Source organism: Agromyces intestinalis (assembly GCF_008365295.1).
Taxonomy (GTDB): domain Bacteria; phylum Actinomycetota; class Actinomycetes; order Actinomycetales; family Microbacteriaceae; genus Agromyces; species Agromyces intestinalis.
In genome coordinates this window covers 2,999,022-3,015,934 of sequence record NZ_CP043505.1, presented here as the reverse complement: position 1 = coordinate 3,015,934, position 16,913 = coordinate 2,999,022, and the positions used below count along the sequence as shown (strand labels likewise).

Sequence of the window (16,913 nt, the reverse complement as noted above, 5' to 3'; positions counted from 1 at the left end):
CCACAACCCCGAAAGGCCGCGGCGGTGACCAATGAATACGTCAACAACACCCTCCCCCAAACGAGAGAAGATGCTGCAGAACACATTCGAAACAACAACAAAAGTTGGTGCTTCTAAGATGCTCGCGTCCACTATGTAGTTCTCAACAGACGGCCAGAACCCCCACCCCACACCACCAACCGGTGATGCTTCATGAAGGCCTGAAGAAACCCGCCAACCCCGAAAGGTCGCGCCCGGTCCCTCAGGACCCAACAGCGTGCACGCACCAACCCCGCCCACCCCAACCATTCCAACCAACCCGAAGGCCGGCGTACTCGATCAAGACGCTTGCGACTGATGCCTATGTCAATGTTCCACCCATGAGCACCCAGCAGGAACATTCGCCCTGCAATGGGCCTCCTGGAAGACCCGAAAGTCTCCAGTGCTCCTTAGAAAGGAGGTGATCCAGCCGCACCTTCCGGTACGGCTACCTTGTTACGACTTAGTCCTAATCACCGATCCCACCTTCGACGGCTCCCTCCAAAAGGTTGGGCCACCGGCTTCGGGTGTTACCGACTTTCATGACTTGACGGGCGGTGTGTACAAGGCCCGGGAACGTATTCACCGCAGCGTTGCTGATCTGCGATTACTAGCGACTCCGACTTCATGAGGTCGAGTTGCAGACCTCAATCCGAACTGAGACCGGCTTTTTGGGATTCGCTCCGCCTTACGACATCGCAGCCCTTTGTACCGGCCATTGTAGCATGCGTGAAGCCCAAGACATAAGGGGCATGATGATTTGACGTCATCCCCACCTTCCTCCGAGTTGACCCCGGCAGTCTCACATGAGTTCCCACCATGACGTGCTGGCAACATGCGACGAGGGTTGCGCTCGTTGCGGGACTTAACCCAACATCTCACGACACGAGCTGACGACAACCATGCACCACCTGTAACCGAGTGTCCAAAGAGTTCACCATTTCTGGCGCGTTCTCGGTCATGTCAAGCCTTGGTAAGGTTCTTCGCGTTGCATCGAATTAATCCGCATGCTCCGCCGCTTGTGCGGGCCCCCGTCAATTCCTTTGAGTTTTAGCCTTGCGGCCGTACTCCCCAGGCGGGGCGCTTAATGCGTTAGCTACGACACGGAAACCGTGGAAAGGTCCCCACATCTAGCGCCCAACGTTTACGGCGTGGACTACCAGGGTATCTAATCCTGTTCGCTCCCCACGCTTTCGCTCCTCAGCGTCAGTAAGTGCCCAGAGACCTGCCTTCGCCATCGGTGTTCCTCCTGATATCTGCGCATTCCACCGCTACACCAGGAATTCCAGTCTCCCCTACACCACTCAAGTCTGCCCGTACCCACTGCAGGCTCCAGGTTGAGCCTGGAGATTTCACAGCAGACGCGACAAACCGCCTACGAGCTCTTTACGCCCAATAATTCCGGACAACGCTCGGACCCTACGTATTACCGCGGCTGCTGGCACGTAGTTAGCCGGTCCTTTTTCTGCAAGTACCGTCAAGGAGCAAGCTCCCCTTCTTCCTTACTAAAAGAGGTTTACAACCCGAAGGCCGTCATCCCTCACGCGGCGTTGCTGCATCAGGCTTGCGCCCATTGTGCAATATTCCCCACTGCTGCCTCCCGTAGGAGTCTGGGCCGTGTCTCAGTCCCAGTGTGGCCGGTCACCCTCTCAGGCCGGCTACCCGTCGACGCCTTGGTGAGCCATTACCTCACCAACAAGCTGATAGGCCGCGAGTCCATCCCAGACCGAAAAAACTTTCCACCCCACACCATGCGGTACAAGGTCATATCCGGTATTAGCTCCGATTTCTCGGGGTTATCCCAGAGTCCAGGGCAGGTTACTCACGTGTTACTCACCCGTTCGCCACTAATCCACCCCACAAGTGAGGCTTCATCGTTCGACTTGCATGTGTTAAGCACGCCGCCAGCGTTCGTCCTGAGCCAGGATCAAACTCTCCAAAAAAACTTGGCCCCAACCACCCCAAAAGAGCAGCCAGGAAATTCAATCACTGACAGAGAAACAACTGACTCTCGCCAAATTGTCCATCAATCAAAGGAATCCCACCCACCCCAAAAAAGAGGCAGGACAGGGTTCAAAAATTGGCATTGAACATAGTGCACGCTGTTGAGTTCTCAAGAAACGGACGCACCGGGGTTTCAGCCTCTCGGCCTGCCCCCAGGGCAACCTGTCAACCATACCACCTCGGAGCGAGACCCTGGAACCGAAGTCCCGTTCCTCGCGGCTGTTTCACAGCCTCCCGACCTGGTCGGAACCAGCCGGTATCAGAACCGGATTCGGGATCGGAGTGGAGGTTCAATCTTAGGCTTGAAATCACCGAGTCGCAATGCTGCGCCTTCGAGGTTATTTGGCTAAGATCTTCGCTCGCTTGCTTGCCAGGAGCTTTTCGCTCTCTCGCTCGCCGCGGCGACATGGAATAAGTTACGCGGCGGTGCGGCATCCGGCCAAATCGGGCGTGCATCCCGGGCGTGTCGCGGGTGCCGCAGCCCGCGCGGCCGGCTCGAGATCCCCGGAAACACGCGGAAGGCGGGGCATCCGATCGGATACCCCGCCTCCCCACGCTCGCGCAGCCGATCCCGAGCGTCAATCGACCTCGTCGGGGTGCGCGCTCACGCGACCCTCGCGCTCGAGCCCGGTGATGGCCGCCATCTCAGCCTCGTCGAGCGCGAAATCGAACACGTCGAAGTTCTCGGCCATCCGCGCGCGCCGGTTCGACTTCGGGAACAGGATGTGCCCGCGCTGCAGGTGCCACCGGATCACGACCTGGGCCGGCGTCTTGCCGTGCGCGGCAGCGGCCGCGGTGATCTCGGGCAGCTCGAGCAGCGGGTACTTGCCCTGGCCGAGCGGGCCCCACGCCTCGATCGCGATGCCGTGCTCCGCAGCGAACGCGGCCGTGTCGGGCTGCTGGTGGTACGGGTGCAGCTCGATCTGGTCGACCGCCGGCACCACGTCGGTCTCGGCGAGCAGGCGCTCGAGGTGGTGCGGCAGGAAGTTCGACACCCCGATCGAGCGCACGCGGCCGGTCTCGCGCAGACGCTCGAACGCCTTCCAGGTTTCGACGTAGCGGTCGCGCGTCGGGCTCGGCCAGTGGATCAGGTACAGGTCGACGTACTCGAGGCCCAGCCGTTCGAGGCTGCGATCGAAGGCGCCGGCGACCGAGTCGTAGTCGCCCTGATCGTCGTTCCAGAGCTTCGTCGTGACGTAGAGCTCTTCGCGGGGGATGCCGGACTCGGCGATCGCACGCCCCACCCCCTCCTCGTTGCCGTAGATGCGCGCCGTGTCGAGATGGCGGTAGCCGACCTCGAGGGCGTCGGTCACGATGCGCCGGGTCTCGTCGGGGTCGACCTTGAACACCCCGAACCCGAGCTGGGGAATGGAGTGGCCGTCGTTGAGCTGTACGCGGGGAACGGTGGATTCGGTCATCTGCTCATCCCATCACGCGGGTCGCGGCATCCGACAGCCCGTTCGCGGTGCGCGATCGCCCGACTGCAGCCGCCGTACGATGGAGGGCTATGCCCGCCGCGATCCCCGTGATCTCCTACCCTCCCGAGCTGCCGGTCTCAGCGCAGCGGGAGGAGATCGCGCGCGCCATCCGCGACCACCAGGTGGTCATCGTCGCCGGCGCCACCGGGTCGGGCAAGACCACCCAGCTGCCGAAGATCTGCCTCGAGCTCGGGCGCACCTCGATCGCGCACACCCAGCCCCGCCGCATCGCCGCTCGTACCATCGCCGAGCGGGTGGCCGAGGAGCTCGGCGACGAGGTCGGCGGTCTCGTCGGCTACCAGGTGCGGTTCACCGACCGAGTGAGCGAGTCGACCGTCATCAAGGTGATGACCGACGGGATCCTGCTGAACGAGATCCATCGCGATCGCGAGCTTCGCCGGTACGACACGATCATCATCGACGAGGCGCACGAGCGCAGCCTGAACATCGACTTCCTGCTCGGGTACCTGAAGCGGCTGCTGCCGCGGCGGCCCGACCTCAAGGTGATCGTCACGAGCGCGACCATCGACCCCGAGAGCTTCGCGAGGCATTTCGCGGATGCATCGGAGCGACCGGCTCCCGTGATCGAGGTGTCGGGGCGCACGTATCCGGTCGAGGTGCGGTACCGGCCGTTGGTCGCGGATGCAGGTGCATCGGATGCCTCGGACGACGATGAGGGAGCGGCCGCGGAGGACCGCGATGTGCAGCGGGGAATCCTCGACGCACTCGACGAACTCGACCGCGAGGCGCCGGGCGACGTCCTCGTGTTCCTGAGCGGCGAGGGCGAGATCCGCGACGCCGAGCAGGCGGTGCGCGCTCACACGACCCGGCGCGGCGCGGCCGGGCTCACCGAGGTGCTGCCGCTCTACGGCCGGCTGAGCTCGGCAGACCAGCACCGCGTGTTCGAGCCGTCGAAGGTGCCGGGGGTGCGACGGCGGGTCGTGCTGGCGACCAACGTGGCGGAGACGAGCCTGACCGTTCCCGGCATCCGGTACGTGATCGACGCCGGCACCGCGCGCATCAGCCGCTACTCGACCCGCTCGAAGGTGCAGCGCCTGCCCATCGAGCCGATCTCGCAGGCGTCGGCGAACCAGCGGTCGGGGCGGTCGGGGCGCACGAGCGACGGCATCGCGATCCGGCTGTACTCCGAGGACGACTACGACCGGCGGCCCGAGTACACCGACCCCGAAATCCTGCGGACGAACCTCGCCGCGGTCATCCTGCAGATGGCCTCGCTCGGGCTCGGCGCGGTCGAGGAGTTCCCGTTCCTCACGCCGCCCGACGCGCGCGGCGTGCGCGACGGCGTCGAACTGCTGCGAGAGCTGGGGGCGATCGACGATGGCGGGATCGAGCGGGAGGGGCCGCGCCTGACCCGGATCGGGCGCCAGCTCGCACGACTGCCGATCGAGCCTCGCTTCGGGCGCATGGTGCTCGAGTCGAAGGCGCAGGGCGTGAGCCGCGAGGTGCTCGCGATCGTCGCCGGGCTCACCATCCAGGACCCGCGCGAGCGACCGCTCGAGCAGCGCGAGCAGGCGACCGCCGCACATGCCCGGTTCGTCGACCCGACCAGCGACTTCCTCACCCTGCTGAACCTCTGGAACCACCTCGAGGAACGCCAGCGCGAGCTCTCGGGCAGCGCGTTCCGCCGGCTCTGCAAGGCCGAGTATCTGAACTACCTGCGGGTGCGCGAGTGGCAGGACCTGTACCGCCAGCTCGTGCGACTCGCGAAGCCGCTCGGGCTGCACGTGGCCGCTTCGACGGGCTCGGCGGGCGGGGTCGCGCCGAACCCCGACGGCATCCACCGAGCGCTGCTCGCGGGGCTGCTGTCGCAGCTCGGCATCCGCGACGACGCGCGCACCTCCTCGGGCCGCGGCGGGGCCGGGCAGGCCCGCGAGGCCGAGCGCAAGGGCCGCCGGCAGATCGCCGAGTTCCTGGGCGCGCGGGGTACCCGGTTCGCGGTCTTCCCGGGTTCTGCGCTCGCGAAGAAGCCGCCGCAGGCGCTCATGAGCGCCGAGCTCGTGGAGACCAGCCGCCTCTTCGCGCGGATGAACGCCGCGATCGACCCCGCCTGGGCGGAGCCGCTCGCCGGCCCGCTCGCCAAACGCTCGTTCAGCTCGCCGCGCTGGGAGCGCAAGCAGGGCGCCGCCGTCGCCGACGAGAAGGTCGTGCTGTTCGGCGTGCCGATCGTGCCGAAGCGGCGCATCCAGCTCGCCCGGGTCGACGCGGCGCTCGCGCGCGATCTGTTCATCCGCCACGCGCTCGTCGAAGAGGACTGGGACTGGAGCACGCTCGACCGGCGCGTGTTCGCGTTCGTGCGCCGCAACCGCGACCTTCGCCGTGAGCTCGGCGAGCTCGAGGAGCGGACGCGGCGGCGCGACATCCTGGTCGGTGACGAAGCGGTCGTCGCCTTCTACGAAGCCCGCGTCCCGGCCGACGTCACCGACACGCGCGCGTTCGAGCGCTGGTGGCGCGGCGAGCAGCGCCGACAGCCCGACCTGCTCACCATGACCGCCGCCGACCTGCTCGGCGAGGTGCCCGAGACCCGCGACGACGGATTCCCCGACCGGTGGAGGCAGGGCGACCAGACGCTGCGACTCGCCTACCGGTTCGAACCCGGCGCCGACGACGACGGCGTGACCGTGATCGTGCCGCTCGTGCTGCTGCCGCGCCTGGACGCGACCGGGTTCGACTGGCAGGTGCCGGGCCTGCGCGACGAACTCGTCACCGCGATGCTGCGAACCCTGCCGAAAGTGCTGCGCCGCCAGGTGGTTCCGGCCGCCGAGTGGGCCGCGAAGATCTCAGCCGAGCTGCCAGCGGGGCCCGAGGGCGGCGAGGCGCGCGAGCCGTTCGCCGACGTGGTCGCGAAGACGATCCGCGCGCTCACGTTCGCTCCGGTCGATCCGTCGGACTTCGACCTCGACCGGGTGCCGCCGCACCTGCGGGTGACGTTCCGCGCGGTCGACGATCGCGGCCGCACGGCCGGCAGCGACAAGGACCTCGCCGCGCTCCAGGCTCGGCTCGCGGATCGCGCGGGCAAGGCGGTCGCCGCGACCTTCGGCAGGTCGGATGCCGCGGCGGCGCGCCGCGACGGCGGGCGGCGCGGGCCCGTGGCATCCGACCTGCCCGACGACACCGGCGGGTTCACCGAGGCGACCGGTCGCACCGCGTGGGAGTGGGACGCGCTGCCGGCGCACGTCGACACCCGGCGCGGCGGCAACGTGGTGCGCGCGTATCCGGCCGTCGTCGACGACGGGGCATCCGTGTCGCTGCGGCTGCTGCCGACCGCGGAGGAGCGCGACCGCGCATCGCGACGCGGCATCCGCCGGCTGCTCGTGCTCGCGACGCCCTCGCCGGTCGCCTACGTGCAGGAGCACCTCTCGAACGAGGAGAAGCTCGCCCTCGCGGCGAGCGCGTACGCCGGGCCGCGGGCACTGCTCGACGACGCCCTGCTCGCGGTCGTGGACGCCGAGCTGCGCGCCCGGCACCCCGACGGGCTGCTGCGCACCCGCGCGGAGTTCGACGCCGTGCGCGATGCCGTCGCGGCGGTCGTCATGGACCGCATGTTCGAGACCGCGGCGCTCGCGGCGCGCATCCTGAAGCTCGCCCGCGAGGCCGACAAAGCGATCTCGAAGGCCGCGAGCCTCACCCTCATGTCGCCGCTCGCCGACGCGCGCAGTCAACTCGAATCGCTCGTTCCCGTCGGATTCATCTCGGCGACGGGGCTCGAGCGGCTTCGCCACCTGCCCCGCTACCTCGAGGCGATCATCCTGCGCGTGCGCAAGCTCCAGGGCGACCCCGGTCGTGACCGGCGATCGTTGACCGAGGTCGAGGAGGCGACGAAGGCGTTCGCCGACGCCGGCGGCCGAATCCCCATCGACCCCGACGCCGACCCGCGCCTCGTGCGCGCGAGATGGATGCTCGAAGAGCTGCGCGTCTCGCTGTTCGCGCAGGAACTGCGCACCGCGGAGGCGGTATCGATCCAGCGGATCCGCAAGGCGCTCAGCTCGTGAACCGCGGCTCGTAGGCGGGCGCGATCTCGGCGAAGCGGGCGTCCCACCAGGCGTCGTCGCGCTCGGCGTGCGCGATCGGGTCGTCGAGGTATCGGCCCAGCGCCTCGAGGTAGACGTGCCACCCGGGCCCGTACTCGGTGTCGCTGATCCCGTCGTGGCGCAGCACGAGCCGGGTGCCGCCGCCATCGGGCACGAGCCGGACCTCGAGCCGGGTCTCGTGCTCGCCGCGGACCTGCCAGGTCGTCGTGAAGCCGCGCGGCGGATCGCACACCTGCACGACGCCGACGCAGTAGACGTCGCCGCTGCTGCCGATCGCCTCCCACGTGCCGCCCACGCGGAACTCGCCGCGGTACGTCGCCATGAACCGGGCCAGCCGACCCGGGTCGGTGATCGCCTGCCAGAGCTCGTCGACGTCGGTGGCGTAGCGCTCTTCGAGCTGCAGTCGCCAGGTGTCGCCGGTGCGTTCGATGAGGCAGTCGTCGGGAGTCATGGTCGTTCCTTCCCGGGGTGCGACGTCGTGGTCGCTCGTCTGCGGTCGCGCGCGCCGCGTACGACCTCGGTGTGCAGCGCGTCGAGCGTGCGGCTCCACTGGATGCGGTACCGCTCGACGGCGGCGGCCGCGCGATCGACGCCGTCGTGATCGAGTGCGTACAGACGACGCGCACCGGCCGGCCTCGCGTTCGCGAAGCCCTGTTCGCGGAGGATGCGCAGGTGCCGAGAGACCGCAGGCTGCGTGATGCCGAACTCGGCGCGGATGGCGTCGACCACGTCGCCGGCGGGACGCTCGCCGTCGGCGAGCAATTCGAGGATGCGTCGGCGGACCGGGTCGCCGAGGACGTCGAGTGCGTGCACGGCCCAATCGTATCTGTTCATGCTTATATTTGTCAGGACTGATATCTTGGCCGCCCGATAGACTCGACGATCGTGGGAGGGTACGGCGAGCTGCTGAGGGTGCCGGGCGTCGCGCGCATCATCGCCGCACAGCTCACGGCACGGTTCCCCTCGGGGATGCTCTCGCTCGCGTTCCTGCTGCACGTCGAACGACAGATGGACTCGTACGGCGCGGCCGGGCTCGTGCTCGCCGCGACCTCGATCGGGCAAGCCGTCGCCGGCCCGCTCACGAGCCGGCTGATGGGGCGCCTCGGCATGCGGCCCGTGCTCATCACCACGCTCGTGATCTGCGCGGCCTCGGTCGTCGCGATCGGCGTCATCCCGCCGAACCTGGCGGCGTACATGATCATCGGGCTCATCGGGGGCCTCGCGACCCCGCCCGTGCAGTCGGCGGTGCGCACGATCTACCCGAAGATGGTGAACTCGCGCCAGCTCACCCCGCTGTTCTCGCTCGACGCATCGGCGCAGGAGATCATCTGGGTCGTCGGCCCCGTCGTCACGACCTTCGTGTCGACGCAGATCGGCACCATCTGGGGCATCCTGCTCGCGGCCGTGATGATGGTCGTCGGCGGCATCTGGTTCATCTCGTCGCCCGAGCTCGGGCGGGTGCGCATCCCCCGCTCGAAACGCCGGCTGGGCGCGGTGCTCGCCCGGCCCGCGGTGCTGCTCGCGACCGTCGTCGGGTTCCTGATGATCGGCGCGTGCGCCGCCGTCGAGGCCGGCGTGGTCGCGGTGTTCGGCCACGACGGCGCCGAGGCCGGCATCGTGCTCGCGATCTTCTCCATCGGCAGCCTCGCCGGCGGTCTGCTGCTCGGCCACGTGCAGATCGGCCCCTGGGCCACCGCGCGGCGCATGCTCATCGTGTTCGTCGGCATGTCGCTCGCGGCGTTCGGCATGAACCTGCCGTGGCTGTCGGTCACCCTGCTCATCGCCGGCATCGGCATCGCGCCCGCGCTCGCGGTGCTGTTCGCGATCGTGTCGGCCAGCGTGAAGTTCTCGGATACCGCCGAGGCGTACGGCTGGGTCGGCACCGGGCAACTCATCGGTGCGGCCCTCGGGTCTGCGCTCGCGGGCTTCCTCATCGATGGATACACCGCGGTCGGGGCGTTCTGGGCGGCGGCGGTGCTCGCCGGACTCGCGACGCTGGCGGGCGTCATCGGGCGCCGGTGGCATCCCGACCTGCGCGGCCGCGACGCGTCCCCGATCCCCGACACCGAGCCGGTGCCGCTGACGCCCAGCTGATCCGACGAGCTGAACAGGACGATACGGATGTCTCAGACCAGCGATCCCCTGCCCCTCGCGCCGCTCGTGAGCATGCACGACGGCCATCGCATCCCGCAGCTCGGGTACGGGCTGTACAAGGTGCCCGCCGACGACGCCGAGCGGCTCGCGCTCGCGGCCGTCGCAGCGGGCTACCGGCACCTCGACACGGCGACGCTGTACGGCAACGAGGAAGGCGTCGGCCGTGCCGTGCGTCGCGCGCCCGTGCCGCGCGACGAGCTGTTCGTCACGACGAAGGTGTGGAACGACGACCACGGCTTCGACGAGACGCTGCGCGCGTTCGACGCGTCCATGGGCCGGCTCGGCCTCGACGTGCTCGACCTGTACCTCATCCACTGGCCGGTGCCGTCGCAGGATCGGTACGTCGACACGTGGCGGGCGCTCATCCGGCTGCGCGACGAGGGCCGGGTGCGGTCGATCGGGGTGTCGAACTTCCACCCGCACCACATCGAACGGCTCGTCGACGAGACCGGCGTGGCGCCCGTGATCGACCAGGTCGAGCTGCACCCCTGGCTGCCGCAGCACGCGGTGCGCACGTTCGACACCGAACGGGGCATCCTGACCGAGGCCTGGTCGCCGCTCGCCCGCGGTCGCGTCCTCGGCGACCCGACCCTCGACCGGCTCGCCGCGAAGCACGGGCGCACGCCCGCGCAGATCGTGCTGCGCTGGCACGTGCAGCTCGGCAACGTCGTGATCCCGAAGGCGTCGAGCCCCGAGCGCATCCGAGAGAACCTCGACGTGTTCGGGTTCGCGCTCGACGCCGACGACCTCGGCGCGATCGCCGCGCTCGAGACCGGCCACCGCACCGGCCGCGACCCCGACCTCGACTGAACACCCCGCTCCCCCGCCCCGCCGGCGTGCCGGCGCCCCTGCGCGCTTTTCAGGCGTAACGGGTCGGAACGGCGACGAGCACGGCGTGTTCTCCTGAGAACGGTGCGATTTCGGCCGACGTTCCTGAACAAAGCATCGTGGGGGACGTACGGGGATGGGCGATGGTTGGGGATGGCCGGCGATCGTGTCCGAAGCGGAATCGAACCGTGACCGGACCGTCGCCCGGCGCGTCTTCACCCGGATCAGACCCGCCAATAGCCTGTGGCCATGACATCTGCAGCGACGCGTTCGTGGGCCCGACGGCTCGCCCCGGCGGCGGGGGTCGCCGCGCTCTCGGCCCTGCTCCTGGTGGGATGCTCGGCAGGCGGCTCCATGACCTCGTCGCCGGATTCCGAGGCCGGCATCCCGATGCAGCCGATGCCCGAGGGCCCGGCAGTCGACGCCGGTGGCGCCGCCGACGAGTCGGCGGCGATCGAGGCATCCGACGCCGATCGCAGCGTGATCAAGACCGGCTGGATCTCGATCACCGCCGACGACCCGATCGCGGCCGCCGACGAGGCGGCCGACATCGCGACCGACGCGGGCGGCCGGGTCGACCACCGCAGCGAGACGCCCGGCACCGACACGTCGGACGCGCGGGCGCAACTGACGCTGCGCATCCCCGTCGACCGGCTCGACGCCGCCGTCGACGACCTGCGCGAGCTCGGCACGGTCAACTCGGTCTCGATCGACGCGAACGACGTCACGCAGCAGCGCGAAGACCTCGACGCGCGCATCGACGCGCTCAGCGCCTCGGTCGACCGGCTCGAAGCCCTCATCGGCCAGGCCGAGACGACCGCCGACCTCATCGAGATCGAATCCGAGCTGACCGTGCGCCAGGCCGAGCTCGACGGCCTCACCGCGCAGCGCGACGCGCTCGTCGACCAGGTGGACTTCTCGACGCTCTCGGTCGAGCTGATCACCGAACGCGTCGCGCCGACACCGCAGCCCGCGACGTTCTGGGACGGCCTGCAGGCCGGCTGGGCGGCACTCGTCGCGTTCGGGTCGGGGCTGCTGGTGGTGATCGGCGCGCTGCTGCCGTGGCTCGTGTCGCTCGCGGTGCTCGGGGCGATCGTGCTCGGCATCGTGCTCGCGGTGACACGGTCGCGTCGTCGTCGATCGGATGCCTCGGCGGCACCTGAGCCGCGGGCGACCGACGAAGCATCCGATCGCTGACCGCCCCGCCCGGCGTAGGCTGACGGCGTGACCCCGGAAACGCTGCTCACCGACGACCTGCTCGACCGGATCCGCGACCGCGCCGCCGACTACGATGCCCGCAACGCGTTCTTCGACGACGACCTGCGCGAACTGCAGCAGGCCGGGTACCTGCGCTCGCTCGTGCCCGAAGAGTTCGGCGGTCTCGGGTGGGGTCTCGACGATGCGGTGCGCGCGCAGATCCGGCTCGCGGGCGCGGCGCCGGCGACCGCGCTCGCCGTGAACATGCACCTCGTCTGGACGGGCGTGGCGAAGGTGCTGCGCGACCGCGGCGACGACACGCTCGAGTTCCTGCAGCGCGAGGCCGGCGAGGGCGAAGTGTTCGGGTTCGGCATCTCCGAGGCCGGCAACGACCTCATGCTGTTCGGCTCGCGCACCGTCGCCGATCCGCAGCCCGACGGCGGGTACCGGTACACGGGTCGCAAGATCTTCACATCGCTCTCTCCCGCGTGGACCCGCCTCGGCACGATGGGCCTCGACACGACCTCGGACGACGCGCCCAAGATCGTCTACGGGTTCATCGACCGCGACGACCCCGACGTGCGGATCCTCGACGACTGGGACACGCTCGGCATGCGTGCGAGCCAGAGCCGCACGACCGTGCTCGACGGCGCGTACGCGGCACCCGACCGGATCGTGCGCCGACTCGAGCCCGGCCCCAACGCCGACCCGCTCATCTTCGGCATCTTCGCGTGCTTCGAACTGCTGCTCGGCGCCGTCTACACGGGCATCGGCGCCCGCGCGCTCGAGCTCGCGGTGGCAGCGGCCCGGCGCCGCACCTCGATGAAGAACGAGGGGCGCCCGCTCGCGGACGACCCCGACATCCGGTGGCGCATCGCCGACGCGGCCCTCGCGCACGACGCGATCGAGCCGCAGCTGGTGTCGCTCGCGCGCGACGTCGACGGCGTTGTCGACCACGGCGCGTTCTGGTTCGCGAAGTTGTCCGGCGCGAAGGTGCGGGCCACCGAGACCGCCAAGCACGTCGTCGACCAGGCGGTGCGGGTCGCCGGCGGGTCATCCTATTTCGCCGGCTCGGAACTCGGGCGGCTGTACCGCGACGTGCTCGCCGGGGTCTTCCACCCCTCCGACGACGAGTCGGCGCATTCGACCATCGCCAACGCGTGGCTGGGGCCGGTGGCGAGCTGAGCCGACCGGCGCGCCCTCGATAGACTGACCGCGCGGCCGTGCCGCGCCGCTGACCGAGGGAGTGCAGATGAACGGCGTGCTGTTCCTGATCGCCATGGCGATCTTCGTATTCGGCCTGTGGCTGTTCGGCGTCGCCGAGCTGGTTCCCGGGTTCGAGGCGCTGGTGTTCTTCGCAGGGATCCTCTGCGTGGCGACCGCGCTCGCGATCCCGACCACGCTGCTCGGCCGCGGCGGCGGACGGTGACGCTCCCCGTCGCCGACACGATCGTCACCTACCCCGCCGGCGACCTCGTCGCCCGCTCGCGCGTGCTGCACGTCGAGCCGACGGCCGACGGACGGCTCGCCGTCATCACCGCCGCGACGAGCTGCCACCCGGTCGACGCCTCGTGGCCCGACCAACCCGCCGACCGGGCGGTGCTGAGGGTCGGCGACGCGGGCTCGGGCGCGCCCGATTCTGCCGAGATCGAGGTGCTCGATGCGGTGGTCGGCGCGACCGACGGCGAGGTGCTGCACCTCGGCGCCGACGTGCCGGTGCGCCGCGGCACCGAGGGCTGGGCGTTCATCGTCGCGCACCTGGTCGCCGCCGACGCGCAGGTCGCCGAGGGCGACGAGGTCGAGATCGAGGCGGATGCCGCGCTTCGCGCCGAGTTGTCCGCCGGGCACACCGCCTGCCACGTCGTGTCGCTCGCCCTCAATCGCGCATTCGGCGGCCTCTGGTCGAAGCAGTGGCGCACCGACGCGCTCGGCGCCCCCGATTTCGACCAGGCTGCGATCCAGTCGTCGACCATCGTGCCGAACGGGTCGCTCGACCGGTACCGGCTCAACTCCTCGCTGCGACGCAAGGGCGTCGCGATCGCCGAGCTGCCCGGGGTGCTCGACGACGCGGCCACCGCCATGACCGCGCAACTCGCGGACTGGATCTCGAGCGGAGCATCCGTTCGCATCGAACGCTCGGGCGATGGCCTCACCGACCTGCGCGAATGGGTGTGCGAGCTGCCCGACGGCACGGCGCGCATCCCGTGCGGGGGCACGCATGTGGCATCCCTCGCCGAGTTCGCGTCCATCGCGCCCGAGTTCGCCCTCGTCGACGACGAGGGCACACCCGTGCTCGAACTGCGCACCCGCGCGACGCGCCGCTGAAGACGATGCGGCCGCCGTGCCGCCGCCACCCGCTCACGGGGTTACTATTGCCGCCGTGGGAATTCGCATCGAGAAGGTCGACCTGCCGGGAATCGGCGTGCGTCACGACCTCGTGACCGTGGGCGGTCGACGCATCAGCGTCGTCTCGCACCGCGATGGTGAGCGCGACCTCGGCGTGTTCGACGCCGACGACCCCGACGCCTGTCGCGACAGCATTCCGCTGAACGACGACGAGGCGGCGGCGCTCGCCGACGTGCTCGGCGCCTCGGTGATGCTCAGCCGCCTGACGAGCCTGTCCGACGAGACGGCCGGGCTCTACACCGAGCAGATCGCGTTGCCCACCGACTCCCCGTACCTGAACCGCACCCTCGGCGACACGAAGGCGCGCACCCGCACGCACGCCTCGATCGTGGCGATCGTGCGCGACGGCGCGGTGATCCCGTCGCCCACGCCGACCGAGCCGTTGCGGCCCGGTGACGTGATCGTCGCGGTCGGCACGCGTGAGGGTCTCGACGGCGTCTCGCGTCTGCTCGCCAACGGTCCCGGCTGAGCGGCGGTTCCATGCACGAGACCACGCTGCTCCTGATCGAGGTCGGCGCGCTGCTTCTCGGCATGAGCCTGCTCGGCCGGCTCGCGATCCGGTTCGGCGTCTCGCCGATTCCCGTGTACCTGTTGCTCGGCCTCGCGTTCGGAGAGGGCGGCGTGCTGCCGCTCGACGCGAGCGAGGAGTTCTTCCAGGTCGGCTCCGAGATCGGGGTCATCCTGCTGCTGGCGCTCCTCGGCCTCGAGTACACCGCCGAAGAGCTGTTCGGCGGGCTCAAGTCCTCGCGCGCCGCCGGCCTCGTCGACGGCCTGTTGAACGCACTGCCCGGCGCCGCGTTCGCGTTCCTGCTGGGATGGGGTCCGATCGCGGCGGTCGCACTCGCCGGCGTGACCTGGGTGTCGTCGTCGGGCGTGATCGCGAAGCTGCTCCGCGATCTCGGTCGTCTCTCGAACCGCGAGACGCCGGGCATCCTCGCCGTGCTGGTGATCGAAGACCTCGCGATGGCGTTCTATCTGCCGGTGCTCTCGGCGATCGTGGTGGGAGTGAGCCTGCTGCAGGGCGCGATCTCGGTCGCGATCGCGGTGGCCGTGGTCGTGGTCATCCTCTACGTGGCGCTGCGCCACGGGCACGTCGTATCGAGGCTCTTCCCCGCCGACGAGTTCGAGCCGCTGCTGCTCGGCGTGCTCGGCCTCACGATGCTCGTCGCGGGCCTGGCCGCCGAGGTCAGCGTGTCGGCCGCGGTCGGCGCGTTCCTCGTGGGCATCGCGCTTTCGGGCCGGGTGGCCGAGAACGCGAGCCAGGTGCTGACACCGCTGCGCGATCTGTTCGCGGCGATCTTCTTCGTGTTCTTCGGGCTGACGACCGACTGGTCGGCCCTGGTGTCGATGCTGCTGCCCGCGCTCGGGCTGGCCGTCGTCACGATCGCGACGAAGGTGCTCACCGGCATGTACACCGCACGGCGCGCGGGCGTCGGCCTGCTCGGCCAGTGGCGTGCGGGCTTCGCGCTGACCCCGCGTGGCGAGTTCTCGATCGTGATCGCGGGACTCGCGGTCGGGGCTGGGGTGACGCCCGCGCTCGCGCCGCTGGCCACGGCCTACGTGCTCATCACGATCGTCGCGGGCACGTTCCTCGCGCGCCTGCCCGATGCGGCCTGGTTCCGTGCAGCGGTCAGGAGGCAGGCGGTGCGTCCGCCGGTGTAGCGGATGCGTCGGAGCCGGCGCGGGCATCGGGCTCGGCGGCATCGGGCTCGGCGGCATCGGGCTCGGCGTCGTCCTGCTCGGCGAGCAGTTCGCGCACGCGCGGCACGACCTGGGTCGCGTAGCGCTCGATGCTCTCGCTCATCACCTCGTGCGGCAGCGTGCCGTTCGAGTACTTGAGGTCGAACCGGGTCGCGCCGATCGAGCGCATCGCCGCGGCGATCTTCTGCGCGACGGTCTCGGGCGACCCCGCGTAGAGCGCGCCGTGCTCGCTCGCCTCGGCCTCGAAGTGCGCGCGGGTCGCGGGGCCCCAGCCGCGCTCGCGGCCGATGCGGTTGATGATCACCTCGTAGTGCGGCCAGAGGGTGTCGAGGGCGGCGGCGTCGGTCTCGGCGATGAGGCCGGGCGAGTGCACCGCGATCGGCTGCGGGTCGTGGCCGAACTGCTCGAGCGCGCGCCGGTAGAGGTCGGCGAGCGGCGCGAAGCGCGCGGGGCTGCCCCCGATGATGGCGAGCACGAGCGGAAGACCGTAGTTCGCCGCACGCACGACCGACTCCGGGCTGCCGCCGACGCCGACCCAGGTCTTCAGGCGCCCGTGCTCGACGGGCGGGTACACGAGCTGGTCGGTCAGCGGGGGGCGCAGCGTGCCGGCCCAGGTCACCGGCTCCTGCGTGAGCAGCGCGGCGAAGAGCTGCAGCTTCTCTTCGAAGAGTTCCTGGTACTGGCTCAGGTCGTACCCGAACAGCGGGAACGACTCGATGAACGAACCTCGGCCGAGAATCACCTCGGCCCGGCCGTTCGACACCGCATCGAGCGTCGAGAAGCGTTGGAACACGCGCACGGGGTCGTCGCTGCTCAGCACCGTGACCGCCGAACCGAGGTGGATGCGCTCGGTGCGGCTCGCGATCGCGGCGAGCACCACGTCGGGCGCGGAGACGGCGAACTCGTGCCGGTGGTGCTCGCCGATGCCGAAGAAGTCGAGGCCGAGCCGGTCGGCGAGCACGGCCTCGTCGACCACGTTGCGCAGCACCTGCGCGTGCGGAAGCGGGGCGCCGTCGGGGCCGGCGGTCACGTCGCCGAACGTGTCGAGTCCGAATTCGTACTGACGTGGCATCCGTCG

The 16,913-nt window shown here is 69.6% G+C and carries 13 protein-coding genes and 1 rRNA gene; 9 read left to right on the top strand and 5 right to left on the bottom strand.

Annotated elements, in window-relative coordinates:
- Positions 1–432: 432 nt before the first annotated feature.
- A 16S ribosomal RNA gene (locus tag FLP10_RS13715) occupies positions 433–1,961 on the bottom strand.
- A gap of 639 nt (positions 1,962–2,600) precedes the next feature.
- Positions 2,601–3,440 (bottom strand): aldo/keto reductase, encoded by an 840-nt coding sequence (locus tag FLP10_RS13710; RefSeq protein ID WP_149161379.1) that lies wholly within the window; start codon positions 3,438–3,440, stop codon positions 2,601–2,603.
- Between the two features lie 47 nt (positions 3,441–3,487).
- Here FLP10_RS13710 and hrpA point away from each other — a divergent pair, with 47 nt between their 5' ends.
- On the top strand, positions 3,488–7,510 hold the full coding sequence (hrpA, locus tag FLP10_RS13705) for an ATP-dependent RNA helicase HrpA (protein ID WP_281286428.1): 4,023 nt from the start codon (positions 3,488–3,490) through the stop codon (positions 7,508–7,510).
- Here hrpA and FLP10_RS13700 read toward each other — a convergent pair.
- A complete protein-coding gene (locus FLP10_RS13700) occupies positions 7,500–8,000 on the bottom strand; it encodes an SRPBCC domain-containing protein (RefSeq protein ID WP_149161377.1) in 501 nt (166 codons plus the stop codon). The genes hrpA and FLP10_RS13700 overlap by 11 nt on opposite strands.
- Positions 7,997–8,362: an ArsR/SmtB family transcription factor gene (locus tag FLP10_RS13695; RefSeq protein WP_149161376.1), complete on the bottom strand. Its 366-nt coding sequence runs from the start codon at positions 8,360–8,362 to the stop codon at positions 7,997–7,999. The genes FLP10_RS13700 and FLP10_RS13695 overlap by 4 nt, the downstream gene beginning before the upstream one ends.
- Before the next feature lie 72 nt (positions 8,363–8,434).
- On the opposite strand from FLP10_RS13695, the gene FLP10_RS13690 reads away from it, so the two are divergent.
- The 8 genes from FLP10_RS13690 (at position 8,435) to FLP10_RS13660 (ending at position 15,796) form a co-directional block, all read left to right on the top strand.
- On the top strand, positions 8,435–9,643 hold the full coding sequence (locus FLP10_RS13690) for an MFS transporter (protein ID WP_149161375.1): 1,209 nt from the start codon (positions 8,435–8,437) through the stop codon (positions 9,641–9,643).
- 27 nt (positions 9,644–9,670) lie between these two features.
- Entirely contained in the window at positions 9,671–10,513 is an 843-nt protein-coding gene (locus FLP10_RS13685) for an aldo/keto reductase (protein WP_246150028.1), read from the top strand.
- A gap of 267 nt (positions 10,514–10,780) precedes the next feature.
- A complete protein-coding gene (locus FLP10_RS13680; protein ID WP_149161374.1) occupies positions 10,781–11,728 on the top strand; it encodes a DUF4349 domain-containing protein in 948 nt (315 codons plus the stop codon).
- 27 nt (positions 11,729–11,755) lie between these two features.
- Positions 11,756–12,913 (top strand): acyl-CoA dehydrogenase family protein, encoded by a 1,158-nt coding sequence (locus tag FLP10_RS13675; protein ID WP_149161373.1) that lies wholly within the window; start codon positions 11,756–11,758, stop codon positions 12,911–12,913.
- Between the two features lie 67 nt (positions 12,914–12,980).
- Positions 12,981–13,157, top strand: a complete 177-nt coding sequence (locus tag FLP10_RS17500; RefSeq protein WP_168209201.1) for a hypothetical protein — start codon at positions 12,981–12,983, stop codon at positions 13,155–13,157.
- Entirely contained in the window at positions 13,154–14,053 is a 900-nt protein-coding gene (locus tag FLP10_RS13670; RefSeq protein WP_149161372.1) for an alanyl-tRNA editing protein, read from the top strand. Before FLP10_RS17500 ends, FLP10_RS13670 begins: the two co-directional genes overlap by 4 nt.
- Positions 14,054–14,108: 55 nt before the next feature.
- The gene (locus FLP10_RS13665; RefSeq protein ID WP_149161371.1) at positions 14,109–14,603 is read left to right on the top strand and encodes a cation:proton antiporter regulatory subunit; all 495 of its coding nucleotides are present in this window, start codon (positions 14,109–14,111) and stop codon (positions 14,601–14,603) included.
- An 11-nt stretch (positions 14,604–14,614) separates the two neighbouring features.
- Positions 14,615–15,796 (top strand): cation:proton antiporter, encoded by a 1,182-nt coding sequence (locus FLP10_RS13660; RefSeq protein ID WP_149161370.1) that lies wholly within the window; start codon positions 14,615–14,617, stop codon positions 15,794–15,796.
- Here the strand turns inward: FLP10_RS13660 and FLP10_RS13655 are convergent.
- Positions 15,765–16,907: an LLM class flavin-dependent oxidoreductase gene (locus FLP10_RS13655; RefSeq protein WP_149161369.1), complete on the bottom strand. Its 1,143-nt coding sequence runs from the start codon at positions 16,905–16,907 to the stop codon at positions 15,765–15,767. The genes FLP10_RS13660 and FLP10_RS13655 overlap by 32 nt on opposite strands.
- Positions 16,908–16,913 lie beyond the last annotated feature (6 nt).

Bases quoted from the DNA above. Each gene is read 5' to 3' on its own strand.
- FLP10_RS13710 (WP_149161379.1), bottom strand. From the start codon at position 3,440: ATGACCGAATCCACCGTTCCCCGCGTACAGCTCAACGACGGCCACTCC.
- FLP10_RS13700 (WP_149161377.1), bottom strand. From the start codon at position 8,000: ATGACTCCCGACGACTGCCTCATCGAACGCACCGGCGACACCTGGCGA.
- FLP10_RS13685 (WP_246150028.1), top strand. From the start codon at position 9,671: ATGTCTCAGACCAGCGATCCCCTGCCCCTCGCGCCGCTCGTGAGCATG.
- FLP10_RS13680 (WP_149161374.1), top strand. From the start codon at position 10,781: ATGACATCTGCAGCGACGCGTTCGTGGGCCCGACGGCTCGCCCCGGCG.
- FLP10_RS17500 (WP_168209201.1), top strand. From the start codon at position 12,981: ATGAACGGCGTGCTGTTCCTGATCGCCATGGCGATCTTCGTATTCGGC.
- FLP10_RS13660 (WP_149161370.1), top strand. From the start codon at position 14,615: ATGCACGAGACCACGCTGCTCCTGATCGAGGTCGGCGCGCTGCTTCTC.
- FLP10_RS13655 (WP_149161369.1), bottom strand. From the start codon at position 16,907: ATGCCACGTCAGTACGAATTCGGACTCGACACGTTCGGCGACGTGACC.